The sequence below is a fragment of the Vibrio sp. G-C-1 genome (assembly GCF_021728015.1).
Taxonomy (GTDB): Bacteria; Pseudomonadota; Gammaproteobacteria; order Enterobacterales; family Vibrionaceae; genus Vibrio; species Vibrio splendidus.
The window spans coordinates 241301-259908 of sequence record NZ_JAKKCR010000001.1; the positions used below are offsets into that span (position 1 = coordinate 241301).

General features: G+C 44.6%; 13 protein-coding genes. 8 read left to right on the forward strand and 5 right to left on the reverse strand.

From position 1 onward, the window contains the following. Window positions 1-11: 11 nt before the first annotated feature. The 4 genes from L3V36_RS01120 to nhaA all read left to right on the forward strand — a co-directional run bounded on the left by L3V36_RS01120 (window position 12) and on the right by nhaA (window position 5692). The gene (locus L3V36_RS01120) at window positions 12-683 is read left to right on the forward strand and encodes an ABC transporter ATP-binding protein (protein ID WP_004734674.1); all 672 of its coding nucleotides are present in this window, start codon (window positions 12-14) and stop codon (window positions 681-683) included. After that, entirely contained in the window at window positions 664-3117 is a 2454-nt protein-coding gene (locus L3V36_RS01125) for an ABC transporter permease (protein ID WP_029222149.1), read from the forward strand. Before L3V36_RS01120 ends, L3V36_RS01125 begins: the two co-directional genes overlap by 20 nt. Continuing rightward, window positions 3107-4255: a lipocalin-like domain-containing protein gene (locus tag L3V36_RS01130; RefSeq protein WP_017079058.1), complete on the forward strand. Its 1149-nt coding sequence runs from the start codon at window positions 3107-3109 to the stop codon at window positions 4253-4255. Before L3V36_RS01125 ends, L3V36_RS01130 begins: the two co-directional genes overlap by 11 nt. A gap of 273 nt (window positions 4256-4528) precedes the next feature. Further along, window positions 4529-5692, forward strand: coding sequence for a Na+/H+ antiporter NhaA (nhaA, locus tag L3V36_RS01135; RefSeq protein ID WP_004734677.1), 1164 nt, complete (start codon window positions 4529-4531; stop codon window positions 5690-5692). Between the two features lie 248 nt (window positions 5693-5940). Here nhaA and L3V36_RS01140 read toward each other — a convergent pair whose 3' ends face one another. Beyond that, the gene (locus L3V36_RS01140; protein ID WP_029406074.1) at window positions 5941-6552 is read right to left on the reverse strand and encodes an OmpA family protein; all 612 of its coding nucleotides are present in this window, start codon (window positions 6550-6552) and stop codon (window positions 5941-5943) included. After that, window positions 6552-7859, reverse strand: a complete 1308-nt coding sequence (locus L3V36_RS01145) for a TolC family outer membrane protein (RefSeq protein WP_017095900.1) — start codon at window positions 7857-7859, stop codon at window positions 6552-6554. The genes L3V36_RS01140 and L3V36_RS01145 overlap by 1 nt, the downstream gene beginning before the upstream one ends. A gap of 767 nt (window positions 7860-8626) precedes the next feature. On the opposite strand from L3V36_RS01145, the gene L3V36_RS01150 reads away from it, so the two are divergent. The 3 genes from L3V36_RS01150 to fabV all read left to right on the forward strand — a co-directional run bounded on the left by L3V36_RS01150 (window position 8627) and on the right by fabV (window position 13007). Continuing rightward, window positions 8627-9256 carry a TetR/AcrR family transcriptional regulator gene (locus tag L3V36_RS01150; protein ID WP_029222147.1) on the forward strand — a complete coding sequence of 210 codons (630 nt, stop codon included), beginning with the start codon at window positions 8627-8629 and terminating at the stop codon, window positions 9254-9256. 55 nt (window positions 9257-9311) lie between these two features. Further along, on the forward strand, window positions 9312-11594 hold the full coding sequence (locus L3V36_RS01155) for an acyl-CoA dehydrogenase (protein ID WP_065681252.1): 2283 nt from the start codon (window positions 9312-9314) through the stop codon (window positions 11592-11594). 210 nt (window positions 11595-11804) lie between these two features. Next, entirely contained in the window at window positions 11805-13007 is a 1203-nt protein-coding gene (gene fabV, locus L3V36_RS01160; protein ID WP_004734683.1) for an enoyl-ACP reductase FabV, read from the forward strand. A 291-nt stretch (window positions 13008-13298) separates the two neighbouring features. Here the strand turns inward: fabV and L3V36_RS01165 are convergent, their stop codons facing one another. Next, window positions 13299-14981: an aspartate:alanine antiporter gene (locus L3V36_RS01165; RefSeq protein WP_017077841.1), complete on the reverse strand. Its 1683-nt coding sequence runs from the start codon at window positions 14979-14981 to the stop codon at window positions 13299-13301. A gap of 249 nt (window positions 14982-15230) precedes the next feature. Continuing rightward, on the reverse strand, window positions 15231-15494 hold the full coding sequence (locus L3V36_RS01170) for a GrxA family glutaredoxin (RefSeq protein WP_009847069.1): 264 nt from the start codon (window positions 15492-15494) through the stop codon (window positions 15231-15233). Window positions 15495-16022: 528 nt separating this feature from the next. Here L3V36_RS01170 and L3V36_RS01175 point away from each other — a divergent pair. Next, window positions 16023-17324: an iron-containing alcohol dehydrogenase gene (locus L3V36_RS01175; RefSeq protein WP_017094366.1), complete on the forward strand. Its 1302-nt coding sequence runs from the start codon at window positions 16023-16025 to the stop codon at window positions 17322-17324. Window positions 17325-17447: 123 nt separating this feature from the next. Here L3V36_RS01175 and L3V36_RS01180 read toward each other — a convergent pair whose 3' ends face one another. Next, entirely contained in the window at window positions 17448-18302 is an 855-nt protein-coding gene (locus tag L3V36_RS01180; RefSeq protein WP_004734686.1) for a MurR/RpiR family transcriptional regulator, read from the reverse strand. Window positions 18303-18608: the final 306 nt, after the last annotated feature.

Consider the following 18608-nt stretch of genomic DNA (forward strand, 5'->3'; position numbering starts at 1 on the left):
TGAGCTGTTTAATGTTAAAGCTGTCAGACCTATGTAAAGGCTATGTCGACGGGGGGGAATTTCACCCCGTTTTACAAGGTGCTGAACTAACATTAAACCAAGGTGACCAGCTTGCACTAATGGGCGAAAGTGGCTCAGGTAAAAGTACATTACTGAATCTTATCGCGGGTTTAGACCTAGTAGACTCTGGCGAAATTGCTTTCCCAAACTTCAATATGCACGATTCGACAGAACGTAATCGCACCGCATATCGCCGAAATAATATTGGTCACATCTTCCAGCAATTCAACCTACTTCCAACGCTTAATATTGCTGACAATATTCGTTTTTGTCGCCAGTTAAAAGGCTTGCCTGAAGACAAAGGCCTCTGGAGACAGATTCTTTCTGCTTTAGACCTTATGCCTTTACTTGGGCGTTACCCTGAAGAAGCGTCTGGTGGTCAACAACAACGCGCTGCGATTGCTCGTGCTCTGTACATGGAACCTAAAATTCTGTTAGCCGATGAACCGACGGGAAGTTTAGATGAGCGTAATGCAGAAGCGGTAATGCGTTTGCTGACCTCTTTGGCTCGCCAATTAGAATGCACTTTGTTGTTGGTGACACACAGTGAAAAAGTAGCACAGCACATGGACGGCAGAATCCGTCTACAAGGAGGGCAACTGCATGTTATGGCCCGTAGTTAAGGCACTACTCGGTCACTATCGACGCTACCCACTGCAGATTATTTTGGTATGGCTTGGTTTAACCCTTGGCGTATCACTTTTGGTTGGTGTTACTGCTATCAACCAACACGCCAAGCAAAGCTATGCGCATGGCGAAAAACTCTTTTCGAATCCTCTTCCTTATCGTATTCGACCAAAACACAACGCCAATAAAATCCCGCAAGGTTTTTATATCCAGCTTCGCCGTGAAGGCTTTCAACAGTGTTCTCCTTTTGACCACCATCGTATCACTGATGAAAATGGCGCGAACTTCATGCTTATTGGCATCGACCCTGTGTCTATGCTTCAGCTTCAGCCGGGTGTTGCATTAAAAGATCTCACTACGTTAAACCTCATGAAACCGCCATACCCAATCCTTGTGAGTGATGATCTCGCAGAACACATGGAATGGAATAACGGGGATTACATTCCTCTGATGGATGGTTCTGAGCTTGGTCCTATCGCTGTTGACCAAAAAAACCTGATTGATGGCACAAGGCTGATTGCAGATATCTCTTTGCTCAGAATGCTTAAACGCAGTGCCGGGTTGTCTGTGATTGCGTGTTCAGATATGTCGCCTGAGAAATTTGAGCGTCTTAAAAACATGCTGCCTAATGGTTTGACGATCTCTCGCAGTTCTAAAGCTGAGCTTGAGTCGTTGACCAGCGCGTTCCACTTAAATCTAAAAGCGATGGGTATGCTGTCGTTTGTGGTTGGCTTATTCATTTTCTATCAAGCGATGTCGCTGTCGTTTATTCAGCGCCAACCGTTAGTTGGAATCTTAAGACAGACGGGTGTGTCGGGTTGGCAACTGGCTAAAGCGCTTTGTTTAGAGTTACTGTTATTGGTGGTATTGAGCTGGATCTGCGGCAATGTATTCGGTGTCATGTTGGCAAACCAACTGTTACCAGCGGTATCTTCAAGTTTAGGTGATTTATATGACGCCAACGTTGGTTTAACTATCGACTGGAATTGGCGATGGAGCGGTTACAGCTTATTAATGGCATTGCTTGGTGCATTCCTAGCGTGTGCTTGGCCATTGGTTCGTCTGCTTCGTTCACAACCGATCCGTTTGACCTCTCGTTTATCTTTGATGCGCTTTGCTGGTACTGAATTCACTTGGCAGGCTTTGATTGGTTGTGGTTTCTTGGTTGCAGCTGTCGCTGTGTATCAAGCGCCTCAGACTCAAGAAACGGGTTTTGCGATTATCGCGCTGATGCTTGTTAGTGTGGCTCTGTTTACGCCGTTCTTGATGTGGAAGCTATTTAACAGCCTGTCTTATTCATTACGTTGGGTTCGTGCTCGTTGGTTCTTCGCGGATGCCGCTTCAAGCATGAGTTACCGTGGTGTGGCGACAATGGCGTTTATGTTGGCGCTAACCGCGAATATTGGTGTAGAAACCATGGTCGGCAGCTTTAGAGATACCACAGATAAATGGTTAACACAGCGCTTGGCGGCAGATCTTTACATCTACCCAACCAACAATGGTGCTGCTCGTATGAGTAACTGGCTGTCAGAACAACCTGAAGTGGATTCTGTTTGGTGGCGTTGGGAGAAAGATGTTGCATCTCCTGTTGGTAGTATTCAAGTGGTCAGTACTGGGCCTTCTGAAGGTGAGCTAGAAGCGCTGACGATCAAGTTAGGTATTCCTAATTACTGGTACCACTTACATCACTCTAAAGGTGTGTTGATCAGCGAGTCGATGTCTCTCAAGTTGGGTATTCGCCCAGGTGACTACATCGATCTCTATGACAATCTTGGCTCTGGTTGGCAGGTTGTCGGTGTGTATTACGATTACGGTAACCCTTACCATCAAGTCATGATGTCGCATCGAAACTGGCTGTATGGATTTGCAGGGCGGGGCAATGTGGGCCTTGGCGTAATACTCAAAGATGATGTGAATTCAGTAGGGCTTCGAAGCCGCTTAGAAAGCGTATTCAGGCTTGGCTCTGAGCGTGTTTTCGATAACAACAATATTCACAGTCAAGCGATGCGTGTGTTCGATAGAACGTTCGCGATTGCAGATACATTGGGTAACATCACATTGGTCATCGCAGTCTTCGGTATCTTCTTCGCAACTGTTGCGGGTGAAGTGTCTCGACAAAGGCATATATCTTTACAGCGCTGTTTAGGTGTCTCAGCCAAAGAACTGATTCTGACCGGTAGCTTACAACTGTTTGTGTTCGGGCTTATTTCCTCCTTAATTGCGATTCCGCTCGGCTTAGCGTTGGCTAGTTTGATCGTCGATATCGTGATCAAGCAGTCTTTTGGGTGGTCACTCGAGTTGCAAGTGATTCCCTGGGACTATTTACAGACATTTGCGTGGGCTATGGCAGCATTGATGTTAGCTGGTGCTTTGCCAGTGATGAGAATGATTCGGAACACTCCGATGAAATCACTGAGGGATGCGCTTTAATATGCTTCAACGAAATGGCTCAACGAAATTCAGACACCGATTTGTCTCTTCTCTATTATTGATCGGTTTCTTTGGCACGATTTTAGGTGTCTGGGCATACTACTCTTACTTTGTTGATGTTGGCGAGAAAGGTGTGAACGAGGTCAACTCAGTGCTTGTAAGCGAGCACTTTAATGTATTCGAGCCTGTGTTACCTGACCGCAGCGTTTCGTTACCTCGAGACTTCCAATTCCACCCAGAATTTCAACACGAGTGGTGGCATTACTTTGCTTCTCTAAAAGGGGATGATGGCAAAAAGTACTCGGTTCAATGGAGCTTCTTCCGAATAGCGACTGACGAACGCGAGACGCCGGGGTGGCAAAGCCCACAGGTCTATATTTCAAATGTCGTGATCTCTTCTGATTCTAAGGTTTGGAAAGAGCAACGCTTAGCGCGTGGTGGTATTGGCCAAGCGGGAATGACCAGTCGTCCGTTTAGAATTTGGATTGATAACTGGAACTGGCGGGCCCTTGGCAACACACCATTTCCTGGTCGCCTTCAAGTGAAAACGGATACGTTTGGTCTTGAACTCGACACCATTGCGAAAGGGCCCTATGTGCTCAACGGCGATAATGGTTACCAGAAAAAGCACGATTTATTGCCTGTCGCGTCTTATAACTTCAGCGCTCCATTTTTATCTCTAAGCGGTGTATTGAATCTGGACGGCGTTACCAAGGAAGTAGAAGGCACAGCTTGGGTACATAAAGAGTGGGGCAGTGGCTTACTCGGAGTGGGTCAACAAGGCTGGGATTGGTTCGTGTTTAATCTCGATGATGGTACAGCGCTGAGCATTAACCGCTACCGCCATAATCAACAGCTGCCTTATGTTTTTGGAACATTGGCCACTCGTTCGGGCAAGGTGTACCAGTTAACGGACTCCGATATTTCTATCAAGCCTTTACAGAATACGACGCTACAGAATGGTAGAAGAATGCCGCTCCAATGGATTATTAACGTGCCACAGCACAATATCAACCTCACGACACGCATCAAACGCCGAGATATGTGGTTGCCATTTGTCATACCATATTGGGAAGGGCCAATTATGGCGAGCGGAAGCCATGAAGCGACAGGCTTTATGCAATTAACCGGTTACTAAAAACACCTAAGGCTATCATTTGATAGCCTTTTTTGTGCTCGTGATTTTGGTCAGCCCCTGATTAATTGTGCATACAGCCTTTGTGATCTCATCTATACTTATTTTATGGTGCATAACAACATTATGGAATATACGACGTATTGTTTAGTATTTGTAGGAAAAACCGAAGTTAAACATCCGAAGAAGTGATTATCTATCGATTACGCTTGGATATAAACTCATGGTTATTCTTTGTTATTCGTTTATTTAAATAATAAATATAAGGGCGAAATCATGACCGACGTCATCCGTGACTTCTTTAAAATGGAATCTGCTGGCGGCATCATACTAGTCATCGCTGCGGCGATCGCAATGTTTGTAGCAAACTCACCACTGAACGAAATGTACCAAGGCGTATTGCACAGTTACGTTCTTGGTATGTCTGTGTCTCACTGGATTAACGATGGCTTAATGGCTGTCTTCTTCCTTCTAATCGGCTTAGAAGTTAAGCGCGAACTTTTAGAAGGCGCATTAAAGTCTAAAGAGACAGCAATCTTCCCAGCTATTGCAGCTGTGGGTGGTATGCTAGCTCCTGCACTTATTTACGTGCTATTCAATTCAAGTAACCCTGAAGCGCTTCAGGGCTGGGCTATTCCAGCAGCAACAGATATCGCATTCGCATTGGGTATCATGGCTCTTCTTGGTAACCGAGTACCGGTCAGCTTGAAGGTGTTCCTACTAGCATTGGCAATTATCGATGACCTAGGTGTTGTTGTTATCATTGCACTGTTCTACTCAGGCGATCTATCTACGCTTGCACTAACGGTTGGCTTCATCGCAACGGGTGTGCTGTTCATGCTAAACAACAAGCATGTGACTAAGCTGAGTATTTATCTCATTGTCGGTGCAATTCTGTGGTTCGCAGTATTGAAGTCTGGTGTTCATGCAACATTGGCTGGTGTAGTTATTGGTTTTGCTATCCCACTGAAAGGCAATAAAGGGGAGCGTTCTCCGCTGAAACACCTAGAGCATGCTCTGCACCCATACGTCGCTTTTGCAATTTTGCCAATCTTCGCATTTGCAAACGCAGGTATCTCACTGGAAGGCATCTCAATTTCAAACCTTACAGGCATGTTACCGCTTGGTATCGCTATGGGTCTATTGGTTGGTAAGCCACTGGGTATCTTCCTATTCAGCTGGGGCGCTGTGAAAACGGGTGTAGCTAAACTTCCTGAAGGTGTGAATTTCATGAACATCTTCGCGGTATCTGTGTTGTGTGGTATTGGCTTTACGATGTCTATCTTTATTTCATCACTAGCATTTGGTCCAACTAACGCAGACTTTGATACGCTCGCTCGACTAGGCATCCTGATGGGATCAACGACTGCAGCTATCTTAGGTTACTTCCTGCTAAGTATTTCTCTACCGAAGACTAAGCAACAAGAAGTAAAGCTATAATTGGTAAGTAAAAGCATAGTTGGTAAGTAAAACTATATTCGGTAGTAGGTTCGCTTGATAGCGAGCCTACTCACTGAGTAACAAGCCAACTCTTGAGTAGCAAGAAGAGTCACAGAGTCATCCCTCGACTCATGTGACAACAAAGAACAAAAAAGCCGTGATGGGCAACCCTATCACGGCTTTCTTGATCTTACTGTTAAGCTGTCTTTGTAAGATAACCCGTCTTACATTTCAGTGACAATGTCACGCTATTTTTCTAGCGTGGTAAAAATGGTCCACTCTTCAACGATTTGTTCACTTAACCCAACCACGGTTGCCGTGACCTTACGGTTTAGTGCATGAGAAGTAGCATCATCACCCTCGTTTTCCAGGCGTTCTTCACCATAACCGACAATTCTCACTCGCTCTGGCTCTATACCATTCGACAGTAACTCGTCTTGAACATTGTTTGCTCGTCTTTTTGATAAATCTAAGTTGTATTCGTTGGAACCCACTTTACTCGCGTAACCTTGAATCTCTATCGATGCACTTTGGTAGGTTTCTAAGAACTCAGCCATGGTAGTGATTTGATCTGAGAAGATAGGGTTAACTTCATAGGAGTCATTGGCGAAAAGGATGTTCAGCTGTCTGACTTCTTGCGAGCTAACCGTCTCTCCACAGCCTTCGTTGTCTACCAGAGACGACGCTGGTGTGCCAGGACAGGTGTCTCGTGCATTGACCACACCATCGTTATCATCATCTTGCAGATCAGAAATTTGCTCCGCTTCTGGGGTTTCTATGTAGGGCTCTTCATTTTGGCTAGAGCAAGCACATAGCGTTATCGTTAATGCAGAAAGTAATAAATAAGGTCTCTTCATCATTAATACTCCACAGCCGTTGTCCACTCGTCTGGAATGTCGACCAGTAGAGCGTTCAATAGAGAGCCTGTCGCGTTCATTACACGGTATTTAGCGTACTGTTCAGAGTAATGCGCATCTAGATAATCTTTACGGGCTTCAAACAATTCGTTTTCAGTGTTAAGCAGATCAAGGAGTGTACGCTTACCGATTCGATATTGTTTTTCATATGCGATAACGGTTTCTGATGCCGAATCCACGTGATCAGACAAGAAATTCTTTTGTTGCAACGTCAGATCCAATGCACTCCAAGAGAGGCGAAGGCCTTCTTCCACTTGGCGATAAGCACGATCTCTCAAATCTTTTGCTTTGTTCAATTGGTAAGCAGCAGCTTCAGAATTAGCACTGTCTGTTCCGCCGTTGTACAAGTTATATCGCATTCTTAGCATCGCGAGCGTTTCTTGACTTGAGCCTTCATCGCCTCCCGCATCATCTCGCCATGATTGAGATGCCTCGATAGAGAACGTCGGGTAGTTAACCCCTTTTGATTGTTTGTACTGGAAGTGCGCTGAATCGACATCTGCAGTCGCGACTTTGATGACTGGGTGTTGGTCCAGAGCATCAACAAGGGCGTCTGATAATGACAGAGGAATCATAGAAATATCGGCTCTTGGGTAGACTAAGCCAAGCGGTTCTTGACCCACTATTCTTCTAAATTGGGTGTGTGTATCAATTAGGTTGTTCTGCGCGGCTAATAAGTTGCCGTGCGCTTTTGCAATCCTTGCTTCTACTTGAGACACATCTGCGGTTGAGCCTATGCCTGAGACTGCACGCTTTTTGATGTCTTTATAGATTTTCTTGTGGATAGCGAGGTTGCTTTCCGAAAGGGCTAAAACTTCAGTTGCTTTCACTGCGTCTAAGTAGATCTGTGTGACCTCTAGCGCTTTGTCTTCGGCATCCGCGAGCAATTGCAAACGAACCGATTCTGCTTCTGCGGCAGTACGATCAATATCATTGAGAGTCGATGAACCATCCCACAGCAACTGAGTGAGGGATATCGTGGCTTCCTTTCGTGTGAGATCCGTATCAGGACCATTGTTTGGCGCAGGGTTAATGCCTTCATAACCAATACCAGCATCGAGGTCGATACTAGGTCTATAAGCACCGCCAGCGGCGTCATTTCGTTTCCGTACACTCACAAACTCATTAAAGATACTCTTTATCTCAGGGTTAGTAGCCAAGGTAATGGCGACGGCCTGTTCTAAAGTTTGAGCAGAGAGTGGAGCTGCAATAACCAAGCAACACATAATGGGTAATTTCAACAGTCTCAAAGTAGGTCTCCTTCTACTTTTAAAAGCTCCCGCCGCTTCCCAACAAGCGTTTAACTACTTAATTGAAAAGGGTATTAAACGAAGCTTAGGACATCTGCAAGAAATTGCTAAGTTTGTTGGCTTTATTTCGAATGTAAGTCCCTATCCTTATTGATTAATTTGCCAATAGTAGCAAGTGGCAAGCTTCGAATGGATGCACTGTAAATAGAGGAAACGTAGTATTAGGTTTGGGCTCAGATAGGTAAACGTTGGCTAGTAGGTTGTTTGAAATACGAGTTCCAGTGATAACAATGTGCCAAGCATGGTAGTTCGATTCTTAGGAGAAAATGACAGCATATAAAGAGACGGTCGCGCTGTTCAGGTTGTAGTTAGTAGTTGTGAAGAGGGGTAAGTAAGGCTCACTCTCGTACCAAACAACAAACAACAAACAAAAAAAAGCCCAAACCAATGCGGTTTGGGCGGATACAAGTATAGGAGTTAATAAGGAAAATGCAGTAATTAAGAAAGCAGGGAGAGAAACAAGTTTGACGGCCTGTTAAACTTCTAAATACTCTGTTTTCTACCTAATTTATGACCCTCCATTTCTAATTCAGTTCCCAGAAAATTCAATAATTTTTCCTTTTTTATTAAACGTACATCGATTCAATCGGTTAGAGCAGATTCTTGCTAACTGGTACGACCAATTGGTGAAAATGTGATGTTGCTTGCTTGTTAAATAAATGTACTAAGCGTATATTTCAAACAGTTGTTTAATACGAGTGATTGAAATGGCACCAAGAAGTACAACCAAAGACAAAATCTTAGATGTGGCTGAAGGCTTATTTGCTGAGCACGGTTTTAATGACACCTCTTTACGCACCATTACGGGTAAAGCCAATGTCAATCTTGCTTCAGTGAACTACCACTTTGGCGATAAGAAGACTCTGGTTCGTGCGGTACTCAATCGATACTTAGAAGCATTTATGCCTGCATTGCAAGACGCTTTAGTGAACTTAAACTTGAACGAAACGTATTCTATGAGTGATGTGTTTGAGTCTTTAAGACAGCCGCTAAGAGCACTGAATGATGTAAGGCCAAACGGTACCAGCCGATTTATGTTACTCATCGGTCGAGGTTATACGGATGTGCAAGGTCACTTGCGTTGGTTCATTACAACTCGCTACAGCGAAGTACTGACTCTGTTTACGACGTCAGTAATGAAAGCGAATCCGAACCTCACTCAAGAGCAGTTATTTTGGCGTTTACACTTCACCCTTGGGACTTGTGTTTTCACCATGGCGTCTAGCCAAGCTCTAATAGAAATTGCAGAGAATGACTACGACACAAAGATAGATGCGAAGGCAGTGGTCGATATTCTCATTCCATTTTTGGCCGCTGGCATGTCAGCAAAAGAATAAAACAATAAAAAGCAAAATATTCACAAACAATATAGTGAACAAAAGGATCTGAACTATGAGCTCTCTAAGACAAAAATGGGTAAGTGACCCAGCTTTTAAACTCTTTAAAAAAGTACTACCACCACTATCTAGCACCGAGAAAGAAGCGATGGAAGCGGGTAGCGTGTGGTGGGACGGAGAGCTGTTTTCTGGTAAACCAGATTTCACTAAGCTTCACCAGTACCCAAAACCTCAGCTGACAGCAGAAGAGCAATCGTTCATGGATAATGAACTTGAAACTTTGCTCGCTATGCTTGATGACCACAAAATTGTGAAAGAAGACCGAGACCTTCCAGAGGAAGTTTGGAACTTTTTACGCAAAGAGCGTTTCTTCTCGCTAATTATCGCGAAAGGGTACGGCGGTCGTGAATTTTCAGCGCACGCAAACTCTACCATCGTAACCAAAATTGCGACTCGTAGTATTAGTACTGCGGTTTCGGTAATGGTTCCAAACTCTCTTGGCCCTGGTGAGCTACTGTCTCACTACGGTACTCAAGATCAAAAAGATTACTGGTTACCTCGTCTTGCTGACGGTACAGATATCCCTTGTTTCGCATTAACAGGCCCTGAAGCAGGTTCTGATGCGGGTGGTATCCCTGATGTCGGTACCGTTTGTATGGGCATGCACGAAGGCAAAGAGACACTAGGCATCAAGCTTAACTGGAACAAGCGCTACATTACGCTAGCACCAGTGGCGACGGTACTTGGTCTGGCTTTCAAATTGCACGATCCAGAAAAGCTACTGGGTGACAAAGAAGACATTGGCATCACGTGTGCGCTTATCCCGGCAGACCACGAAGGTGTTGTGATTGGTGAGCGTCATGATCCACTTGGTCTTGCGTTTATGAACGGCCCAACACGCGGTCACGATGTGTTTATTCCAATGGAATGGCTAATCGGTGGAGCAGATTACGCAGGTAAAGGCTGGCGTATGTTGGTGGAATGTCTGTCTGCAGGTCGTGGTATCTCGTTACCGGCACTTGGCACGGCGATGGGCCACCTAACGGCGAAAACCACTGGTGCGTACGCTTACGTTCGTAAGCAGTTCGGCATGTCGATCGGTAAATTTGAAGGTGTTGCTGAGAGCTTAGGCCGTATTGGTGGTTTAACGTATCTACTAGAAGCGACTCGTACACTGACAACTACTTCACTTGATATGAAAGAGAAGCCGGGTATCGTAACGGCTATTGCGAAGTATCACATGACAGAGATGGCACGTACTATTCTGAATGACTCAATGGATATCCATTCAGGTCGTGCAATTCAAGATGGCCCAATGAACTACTTGGCTGCGCCTTACCTAGGTATTCCAGTTGCTATCACAGTAGAAGGTGCGAACATCCTAACTCGTAACCTGATGATCTTCGGTCAAGGTGCGACACGTTGTCACCCATACGTATTGAGCGAAATGGAAGCGGCAGCGAACCCAGATGAGAAGCAAGGTGCAAAAGACTTTGATAGCTTGTTGTTCAAGCACATCTCACACGCAACTAAAAACACGTTTGGCGCATTTGGTGCAGCACTGACTGGTTCTAAGTTCATTAAAGCCGACATGAGCGGTCCAACTAAGCCTTACTACCAAGATTTGACTCGTTTGAGCCGTGCGCTTGCAGTCAGTGCGGATTTCGCAATGCTGACGCTAGGTGGCGAACTGAAACGTAAAGAGCTTATCTCTGCACGTTTGGGTGATGGTCTAAGTTACCTATACATGGCGTCGGCTGCGCTTAAGAAGTATGAAGACGAAGGTCGTCAACAAGCTGACCTAGACTACGTACATTACGCGGTTCAACACTGTTTCCACAATGCGGCTAAGTCGCTGCAGGAAGCGTACAGAAACTTCCCGAACAAGATGGTGGGTAAAGTACTTAAAGGTCTAGTTTTCCCTGTTGGTAACCACTTCGAAAAACCGAGTGATAACCTAACCGTTCAACTAGCAGAAAGCTTGATGACTCCGGGAGCACACCGTGAACGTCTGACGCACCTTTGTTACATTGGCAAAGAGGAAGATGATAGTGTTGGCCTTATGGAGAATGCTTTCAATGCGATGTACAGCATCAAGCCTCTGGAGCGTAAGATCTTCAAAGCAGTGAAAGAGGGCAAAGTGGCTCGTAAAGGCTTGCTTTCGGATAAACTGGCTCAAGCACTTGCAGCTGATGTTCTGACACAAGAAGAAGTCGACCAAATTGTTGCTGCTGATAAACTACGCTACACAGCGATTCAAGTTGACCACTTCAGTCATGACTTTAGTGAAACTTTGACGCGAAAAGAGTTAAAACCTAAGCTAAATAGCGTTGCTTAGATAAAGAAATGATAAAAGGCACCTAATAAGGTGCCTTTTTTTGTTTTTGTCGTAGAAGTCGCAATAGATGCGTTAACAAATGGTGACTTAGTCAGCAAATATCCGCTGAGTGCTCCAACCACTTGCATTTTCACCACATTTTTACAGAAATTAGATGCCATTTGCGTACGAAACTTTTATCCTTACCCTGATTTTTTAAGGAAGTTGAATATGATCATCAAACCTCGAATTCGCGGATTCATCTGTACTACAACACATCCAGTCGGTTGTGAAGCTAATGTAAAAGAACAAATTGCTTACACAAAAGCTCAAGGCCCAATCGCAAACGCACCTAAACGTGTACTCGTTGTTGGCTCTTCAAGTGGCTACGGCTTGTCTTCACGTATTGCGGCTGCATTTGGTGGCGGTGCTTCAACTATCGGTGTTTTCTTCGAGAAAGCCGGTACTGAGAAAAAGCCGGGCACAGCTGGCTTTTACAACTCAGCAGCGTTCGACAAGTTAGCTAAAGAAGAAGGCCTGTATTCAAAAAGCCTTAACGGCGATGCTTTCTCTAACGAAGCGAAACAGAAAACAATTGACCTGATCAAAGAAGATCTAGGCCAAATCGATATGGTTGTGTACTCACTGGCGTCTCCAGTGCGTAAAATGCCTGAGACTGGCGAAGTAATTCGTTCAGCTCTTAAGCCTATCGGCGAAACGTACACATCTACAGCGGTAGATACGAACAAAGATGCGATCATCGAAGCAAGCGTTGAGCCTGCTACTGAAGAAGAGATCAAAGACACTGTTACTGTAATGGGCGGTGAAGATTGGGAACTTTGGATCAACGCACTTTCTGAAGCGGGTGTTCTAGCTGACGGTTGTAAGACTGTTGCTTACAGCTACATCGGTACTGAATTAACGTGGCCAATCTACTGGGATGGCGCGCTAGGTAAAGCTAAGATGGATCTTGATCGTGCAGCATCAGCGCTAAACGAAAAACTAGGCCAAACTGGCGGTACTGCAAACGTTGCTGTTCTTAAGTCTGTTGTGACTCAAGCAAGCTCTGCGATTCCTGTTATGCCTCTTTACATCGCGATGGTGTTCAAGAAGATGCGTGAAGAAGGTATTCACGAAGGTTGTATGGAACAGATCTTCCGCATGTTCAGCCAACGTCTATACAAAGCAGATGGCAGCGCAGCAGAAGTTGATGAAGTGAACCGTCTACGTCTAGACGACCTAGAACTTCGTGACGACATTCAAGAGCATTGTCGTAACCTATGGCCTCAAATCACAACTGAAAACCTGAAAGAACTGACTGACTACGTTGAGTACAAAGAAGAGTTCTTGAAGCTGTTCGGTTTTGGTGTTGAAGGCGTTGATTACGAAGCTGACGTTGATACTGCTGTTGAATTTGATGTAGCTGACATCTAATTCAAACAATCGAATCAAAACGAAATAGGCGCTCATTGAGCGCCTATTTTTTTGTCTGTCGTTTGAGGAAAGAGATTAAAAGCAGACATGGAAAAATAAAAGCAGATGCGGGATACGAGTGGCGAGATGCGAAAAGATTTAAGAGCAGATGCGAATAGCAGGATGCAAAAGCTCTAAGAGCAGAATTGGGATGCGCTAAAAGCTGAGAAGAAGTAATAAAAATGCACTAACCCAAAGATGAATTAGTGCATTCGAAATATCTAAGCTTGGCTGCTTTTAAAGTAGCAGACGCTAGCTAATTATGATGATGAAAGTACCCGCTAAGGTCATCAATATATTGGCAATCGCGTACGTACCCGCGTAACCCAGTGCAGGGATAGTTGAGCGAGCGTGGTCATTTACGATGTCCATCGCCGGAGCACAGGTTCGCGCGCCAATGATGGCTCCAAATAGTAGAGCTCGGTTCATCTTCAATACGTAAGCACCCACCAAGTAAGCGAAGAATACCGGTAGCACACTCACTACTAGAGCAATACCGATGACCTGAGGGCCTACTTGCGTTAAGTGTTCAAACATCTTACCGCCGGCGCTTAAGCCGATACCAACCATGAAGAACATCAAACCTAGGTCTTTGACCATGTTTAACGCCCCTTGAGGCACGTAACCAAAGGTAGGGTGGTTCGCTCGTAAGAAGCCAAGCATGATGCCCGATAGAAGTAGGCCAACCGCATTACCTAAGCCAAATGAAACCTGACCGAATGTCATGGTGATCAAACCAAACAAAATTCCCAGAATGAAGAAGCTACAGAAGGCCATCAAATCCGCCATTTGGCTGTGGATCGAGATGAAACCAATTTTCTCAGCTAGACCGTGAACGCGACTCTTTTCACCACTGACCTGCAGGACATCGCCTTTAGAAAGCACGATGTTTAAGTCCATCGGCATTTCAATTTGAGCACGTACTACGCGGTTAAGGAAACAACCGTATTCAGACAGGTTTAAGTCTGACAGGCGCTTACCTGCGATGCTGTCACTTTTAACGACAATCTCTTCTTCCACGATACGTAGATCGAGAAGGTTACGGTCGAAAACCTCTTTACCATTACGGAAGCTTGGGTCGAGACGCGCGTGGCTATCAGGGAAGCCTACCAATGCGATTTCATCACCTTCTTGCAGGATCGCATCACCATCTGGATGGGCAAGAATACCATTACGGCGAATACGCTCGATGTAACAGCCCGTTTGGCGATAGATACCCAGTTCACGAAGGTTCTTACCGTCTGTCCAAGATATAAGCTCTTGTCCTACGCGGTAAGCTCGTATGATTGGAAGGTAAACCTTACGTTGCCCTGAAGCACCTAAGCCACGCTCTTGGGCGATTTGCTCAGCTGAATCGTGTAGGTTAACTTTCTGAAGCTTTGGAATAAGGCGAGCAAACATAATCATACTGATTAAGCCAACTAGGTAAGCCATCGCATAACCAACGGAGAGGTTTTCGATGATCAGGCCTATATCCATGTTTCTTGGTAATTCTGCAAGCCCAGAATTCAGAGCATCTTGAGCACCTACTAATATAGGCGTTGCTGTTAAGGCCCCCGCCATCATGCCTGCGGATAAACCAAAGCCTAACCCAAGGTAGTGGCTACTGAAATACGTTAAAGCAATTGCGGTAGAGAGAACCACAAGGCTCAGAATGAGATAATGCTTACCGTCTCTGAAGAAGATACCGAAGAAGTTCGGTCCAGCTTCAATACCAACACAGTAGATGAAAAGCATGAAGCCAATCGTGAGCGCATCAGCGTTAAATGAAAAACCAAGATGTCCCATGATAAGGGAAGTAATCAGAACACCGATTGAATTGCCGAGTTGGAGGCTACCGAAACGAATTTTACCAATGGCTAATCCAATCGATAAAACAACAAAGATGAGGAGGATGGGGTTTTGCTCTAACAGAAAAACAACGTCGATATTCACAGTGGTCGCTCAATAATTGGCGTGAAACACAGGGTAAGTTTGAGAGGTGAATTGTATCTAAATATAAATAAAATATAAGCGATATTTTGCTATTTTACTTGATTTTGACTTTATTATTATTCCGTACGAAAACTGGTCATAAAAAAGCCCGCTACAGTGAGCGGGCTTGATATAAATCGTACAGTCTAACGCTTAAATTAGTCAGCTGTTTAAGGCCGTAGCCTCGATTCTCGTATGAGAAATCCTAGCTTAGTCGAAAAGACCTAGGTTTTCTTTTGCGTATGCTTCAAATTCTGTGCAGCCGCCGATGTGGTCTTGGTCGATGAAGATTTGTGGCACTGTGTCTACAGGCTTACCAACAGTCTTCTCTAGGTCAGCTTTGCTGATGCCTTCAGCGTGGATGTCAACGTAACGGTAGTTGAAGTCATCGCGTTTAGCTTTAAGAGTTTCAGCATGCTCTTTTGCACGAACACAGAATGGGCAAGCAGGGCGACCAAAAATAACTACAAACATTTAATTTCTCCTAAATACGGGATGAGGCTCGTTAACTCAATTATGTTAACTATTCTTTAATGAATGCCACTCAAAATTTCTTAAAACCAACTATGCCTCAATGCCATGGGGAAATAAAGATGGAATTGCCTCTTAATACGATAGGTTTTGCCTATCAGCGCAAATATTAATCATAAAAACGCAGGGTCGCGTTCACTGGCCTCTACCATTGTTAAGTACCCTCAATATTAGAGTGTGAATTACCCCTAAGATTGCGACTTTAATCCATCTTTAGTGTGACAAGTTGCACCTCGTCAAAAAAATCAAACACAGAACGAGGCATCTTATTATTGGGTATGGAACCATATTCGGTAAGCAGCCAGATGTAACCCCATTTTAGTGTGCTTGTATTTAAGGTGCAGGCATTGTGTTGTAAGTACAAAGGTTACATTTCGAAGGTTGTATTCCGAAGATTAAATGCCAAAAACCAAGAATTTCAAAAAAACCAAGAGTTCGTAGTTTTGTTTCGTCATAGGCGCAGGAGGCTCCATGTTTCAATTTATGACATCTACAAAGATCATCTTTGGTGATGGGGCACTTCCCGCTTCATTGTCTCTCTTTAATCAATACGGCTATAGCGTGTTATTGGTTACTGGTAATACATTAGAACGCACCTCACTTGTTACTGACTATCTAGATGCGCAGAGTATGCGTTACCAGCACATTGCCGTTTCGGGTGAACCCAATATCAAAATGGTTGAAGAGGCTGCCACGTCTGCTCGGCGGTTTAAACCTGATATGGTGGTGGCAATGGGTGGCGGCAGTGCCATTGATATGGGAAAAGCGTTAGCTGCGGTTTTACCTAATCAAGGTAATTTATACGACTATGTTGAAGTGGTTGGGCGTAATGTTCCTCTTAAAACTAAACCGCTTCCGTTTATCGCTATTCCAACCACAGCGAGTACCGGCGCTGAGGTCACTAAAAATGCGGTACTTAAATCAGGCCAAGACCAAGTCAAGATAAGCCTTAGAAGCCCAGACATGCTAGCTGACGTCGCGATTGTTGACCCTGCATTAACCCATGGCACTAATCCGTATTTATCTGGCCGCGGTGCTATGGATGCATTTACCCATTTAATGGAAGCCTATGTGTGTGGTGAACCGAATCCGTTAACCGATATGATCTGTGAAGAAGGATTGCGTAAGCTGAGTTGTTCTGTCATTCAGGCGTGTATCTATGATGAACCTCAAGCGCGTTCTGCTCTTGCCTTCGCTTCTATGCTCGGAGGAATGGCGATAACCAATGCTAAGCTCGGCGCTGCGCACGGGCTAGCTTCTGCGTTAGGAGGTAAGATTTCTGCGCCGCACAGTGTGATTACAGCGCGCTTGGCACCATTTGTGATGTTAGAAAACATAGCAGTAGCGAAAGAGCAGCAAAGAAACGACATATTAGCGCGTTATCAGCGAATCGCTCAGATAGTGACGGGTAACGTAGAAGCAAAAGAAGAAGAGGCGATTGCTTGGTTATCTGAAGTGTTGGATACACTCAAGCTACCAAGCTTACTTGAATTTGGTGTCTGCGAAGCTCAGTTTGATGAGGTGTCTGCCGATGCGCTCAAATCAGTGGCGATTAAAGGAAACCCTTTACCGTTGAATCAAGAGAGGCTTGTACATATTCTGAAGCAGGTTTGCGAGGAGTGCAGTTGTGGAAAGGGGTATCATGAGACAGCCTCAATGAATCAGGCTAATCAACTTGCCCCAGAACAGGCTGCCGAGTCGAGTTTTACCATTATTAACTCTTATGCGTCTGAGAATAATGTTGTAGAGAAAGGCAATAGCTGGACGATCTAACGTTCTTCGAACAGTTCACTACATAAACCATTGTAAACAGATAAATAAAAACGGAGCACTAGGCTCCGTTTTTTAATTCAACTTGTTCTCAGTTCATGTGTTTTCAGGTCATGCCTTAACAGATTAGAACTGAGAATACTTCTCGTAACGTGAATCACGAAGTGACTCTTTCACGCGCTTTAGGTTCTCTCTGAAACCAGAGCCACGACGAAGTGTAAAGCCTGTTGCTAGCACATCGATAACCGTCATCTGAACAACGCGACTTGCCATTGGCATGTAAACGTCAGTGTCTTCCGGTACATCCAATGAGATAGACAGCGAGCTCGCTTTATCTAATGGAGAGTCTTTCGCTGTGATAGCGATAACGGTTGCGCCGTTCTCGCGAGCTAAGTTCGCAATCTCAACTTGGCTTTTTGTGCGGCCAGTGTGAGAGATAAGAACAATAACGTCGTTGTCACTGCAGTTAATGCAGCTCATGCGTTGCATCACGATGTCTTCGAAACAAGTGATTGGGATATTGAAACGAATGAACTTGTTTTGAGCATCTTTGGCTACAGCAGAAGAGGCACCCAGTCCGAAGAATGAAATGCGTTTTGCTTGAGTCAGCAGGTCAACCGCACGGTTAACTTGCATCGCGTCTAGACTGTTTTTAGCAACGTCTAGACAAGCCATAGTTGATTCGAAAATCTTATGCGTGTAAGCATCTGGGCCATCATCTTCTTCAACATTACGGTTCACGTAAGGTGTACCGTTCGCCAAGCTTTGAGCTAGGTGAAGTTTGAAGTCAGGAAAGCCCTTTGTGTCTAAACGACGACAGAAGCGGTTAACTGTAGGCTCACTCACGTCAGCCATTTTAGCTAAGGTAGCAATGCTAGAATGAATTGCAGTTTGAGGGGAAGCCATGATTACTTCGGCTACCTTACGCTCAGACTTGCTGAAATTTTCCAGGTTTTTTTGTATTTTTTCTAATGTATTCATAGTGTTCACAAGGGTATAGAGAACAACTTGCTAGTTAATATCTTTTACCAGGGGGTATGGCTGAAGCAAATATCAGTAAGCACAAAGCCAAAACTATATTCGGTATTGTAAATACTGATGCATCAAATAGATATCAAGCTAACTAGCACCATAGAGTCAGTATAAACCCAACATACTATTTACTAATACAAAAACACGGCATGAATGCTTAAGAATATGACAAACCTCAACAAAATTTTAGAAAACTACAGAATTGGAAGAGAGTTTGAGCAAAAAGAATGCAAATTGAGTATGAACTGACAGCTT

Bases quoted from the DNA above. Each gene is read 5' to 3' on its own strand.
- L3V36_RS01120 (WP_004734674.1), top strand. From the start codon at position 12: ATGTTAAAGCTGTCAGACCTATGTAAAGGCTATGTCGACGGGGGGGAA.
- L3V36_RS01125 (WP_029222149.1), top strand. From the start codon at position 664: ATGTTATGGCCCGTAGTTAAGGCACTACTCGGTCACTATCGACGCTAC.
- L3V36_RS01130 (WP_017079058.1), top strand. From the start codon at position 3,107: ATGCGCTTTAATATGCTTCAACGAAATGGCTCAACGAAATTCAGACAC.
- nhaA (WP_004734677.1), top strand. From the start codon at position 4,529: ATGACCGACGTCATCCGTGACTTCTTTAAAATGGAATCTGCTGGCGGC.
- L3V36_RS01140 (WP_029406074.1), bottom strand. From the start codon at position 6,552: ATGATGAAGAGACCTTATTTATTACTTTCTGCATTAACGATAACGCTA.
- L3V36_RS01150 (WP_029222147.1), top strand. From the start codon at position 8,627: ATGGCACCAAGAAGTACAACCAAAGACAAAATCTTAGATGTGGCTGAA.
- L3V36_RS01155 (WP_065681252.1), top strand. From the start codon at position 9,312: ATGAGCTCTCTAAGACAAAAATGGGTAAGTGACCCAGCTTTTAAACTC.
- fabV (WP_004734683.1), top strand. From the start codon at position 11,805: ATGATCATCAAACCTCGAATTCGCGGATTCATCTGTACTACAACACAT.
- L3V36_RS01170 (WP_009847069.1), bottom strand. From the start codon at position 15,494: ATGTTTGTAGTTATTTTTGGTCGCCCTGCTTGCCCATTCTGTGTTCGT.
- L3V36_RS01175 (WP_017094366.1), top strand. From the start codon at position 16,023: ATGTTTCAATTTATGACATCTACAAAGATCATCTTTGGTGATGGGGCA.
- L3V36_RS01180 (WP_004734686.1), bottom strand. From the start codon at position 18,302: ATGAATACATTAGAAAAAATACAAAAAAACCTGGAAAATTTCAGCAAG.